A 2248-nucleotide genomic window follows, 5' to 3' on the forward strand; every position below is an offset into this window, starting at 1 on the left:
TTGAGCGCAATTTTAAGGTGGTGTAATTATGATTAAGAATCTTTTGAATTTTCAATCTACAATGTTTGAGATTAGAGATATTTTACTTCATGATGAAATTATTCGTAAATTGCTTTATTTTGATACGAAAGACGCTTATAATAAAACTGAAGTTCCTTCTGTTGAAGACTTGTTAACAGATGACACCGGCAAAGATTTGAATTATATTACTTTGTTTCCCATTATGGAGAAGGGGGTTAAAGAGTATGGTAGAAATACCTATATTCAAATTACATTGCCGTTGACTGACCTCGATGTGTCTTCTGGTAATAACAATATTTTTGCGGGAGTTTTAGTGACATGTATAACGGATCGCGATCATTATATGTTGAATGATAACAAATTGCGTTTAATAGAAATTGCTAATCGTGCTTTACAATTATTGGATGGTGCAAAATGTTCCGCGGCTGGAAAACTTGAAGTAATTAATATGCAAGAAGTAATATTTGATACAGAAGTATATGGATATACTTTAAAAGTAGTAACAACCGATATGGGTAAAGGAGTTGATTTTTAGTGTTAGAGTGGAAGGATAATTTAAATATTCTAAACTTATATGCTACTAAAGATATAATCTTGAGCTGCGCTGAAACAGGACAATTAGTTACTTTTTCCGCGCCGTCGTTAAGAGATCTAATTTCTAATTTTCAACTTAATATTTGCGTTGGATTTTTAAAGAAAACATATACTGAATTACAAAAGGCTTTTGAGATTTGAGAGCCGCGCAATTTTTACGATATTTTTGTAATTTTAATCACGAAAGCTGGCGTTTATCGTGAGTACATCGAATTAAAAACAAATGTTTGGGAAGGATTTAAGGTTTTATTTAAGAAACATGAGCTGACCTGCACAGAAAATGATATTTATATTGATGATGTTTTTCTTGATGAAGGACTTTTTAATATAATTATTTACCTTCTGAAAAAACTGAATGGAGAATCAGTTCAACCGCCGGTAATAGCAAAAACTCCTGAGGAACAAGCATTTTTAGATGAGATGAATAAAATGAATGAAAAGATCGCAAGAATTAAAGGGCAAAATAAATCTGCAAAAGAAGATGATTTGTTAAAAATTTTTGCAACAATTTGTTACATTTTTCCAATGATGACTTTTGATTATTTGTTGGATCAAACAATGTATCAAATTAGTTGGCTACAAAAATACGCATCGAAAGGCGTTAATTATTCTATTGAAGAAAAAGCCTTCGCTGCGGGAAATATGAAGAAAAAGCTTAAATTTTTCTTAGAAAAATAAATAATTTTTACGAGGTGTAAAAATGTCAACATTACTAAGCTCAACTGGCGTTGATACTACTGCTATAACCTTTGATACGATGGTTCAAAATGGTTTTGGTATTGTTACTGTTATGAATGCAAGAGTTTTCAAAAAACCTATTGAAGTCGTTTTGGGAACAGGATCGGAAGGTAATTTCACGAAGGCTGATTTAAAAACAATGAAAGCTCATGATATTGTCAAAGGTCTTACTGAAAAAACAGAGGGAACAGATTATATCAGACTTGATACTCTTAAGATTGCAAACATCAATCAAGATGGCCCATCAAAGACAATTACTGGCGGTCAAACAGGAAGTGCTTTGCTGAAATATGGCAAGACTGCAACAATCGAAATCCAAGATGCTCTTGGTAGAGCAGATGCACTCGAACTTTTAGGTGGTGCAACTGTTGAAACTTTTAAAAATAGTACTGAGGCAGCTGAAACTAATCAAAAAATCACAGCAGGCAATACAAAGGTTATTCACTTTGGTGATCAATTTGGTGGACCAAAACCAATTCTTGGTGAAAGCTTCTTTGTCGATCAACAAAGTGGTAAACAAGTTAAGGTTTATATCTTAATTTATGAAATGCTTCCAGATGCAATTTTCAACTTAACACAAGATGCGGAAGGAGATGCAACTGTATTTGATATGAATGGTTCTTTGAACTCTAAGGAAATTTGTATTGGTACAGATGGTACTGCAGCAAACGATACGACAATGAACGTTTTCTATTCGATCCTTCCTCAACTTCAATATGCGGAAGCATAATTAAATAAACCAATCACGAGACTCGTCCATGTGACGGGTCTTTTTCTTTATGTATTTTTTTACATTTGACATCGTATAAAAAATATGGTATAATTTATATATATGATGAAGAGGTATATAATATGGATTTTAATAGCATTTTTAAGTATGGAGGCAAAGTAGACG

General features: G+C 32.5%; 3 protein-coding genes. All 3 read left to right on the forward strand.

The features are described 5' to 3' along the window. Window positions 1-28: 28 nt before the first annotated feature. The 3 genes from MR875_05310 to MR875_05320 all read left to right on the forward strand — a co-directional run bounded on the left by MR875_05310 (window position 29) and on the right by MR875_05320 (window position 2083). A complete protein-coding gene (locus MR875_05310; protein MCI6994257.1) occupies window positions 29-556 on the forward strand; it encodes a hypothetical protein in 528 nt (175 codons plus the stop codon). 488 nt (window positions 557-1044) lie between these two features. Beyond that, window positions 1045-1293, forward strand: a complete 249-nt coding sequence (locus tag MR875_05315; protein ID MCI6994258.1) for a hypothetical protein — start codon at window positions 1045-1047, stop codon at window positions 1291-1293. Between the two features lie 151 nt (window positions 1294-1444). After that, a complete protein-coding gene (locus tag MR875_05320) occupies window positions 1445-2083 on the forward strand; it encodes a hypothetical protein (protein ID MCI6994259.1) in 639 nt (212 codons plus the stop codon). Window positions 2084-2248: the final 165 nt, after the last annotated feature.

The sequence above is a fragment of the Methanobrevibacter sp. genome (assembly GCA_022775905.1).
Classification (GTDB): Archaea; Methanobacteriota; Methanobacteria; order Methanobacteriales; family Methanobacteriaceae; genus Methanocatella.

Coding starts and splice junctions, on each gene's coding strand:
- MR875_05310 (MCI6994257.1), top strand. CDS start 29: ATGATTAAGAATCTTTTGAATTTTCAATCTACAATGTTTGAGATTAGA.
- MR875_05315 (MCI6994258.1), top strand. CDS start 1,045: ATGAATGAAAAGATCGCAAGAATTAAAGGGCAAAATAAATCTGCAAAA.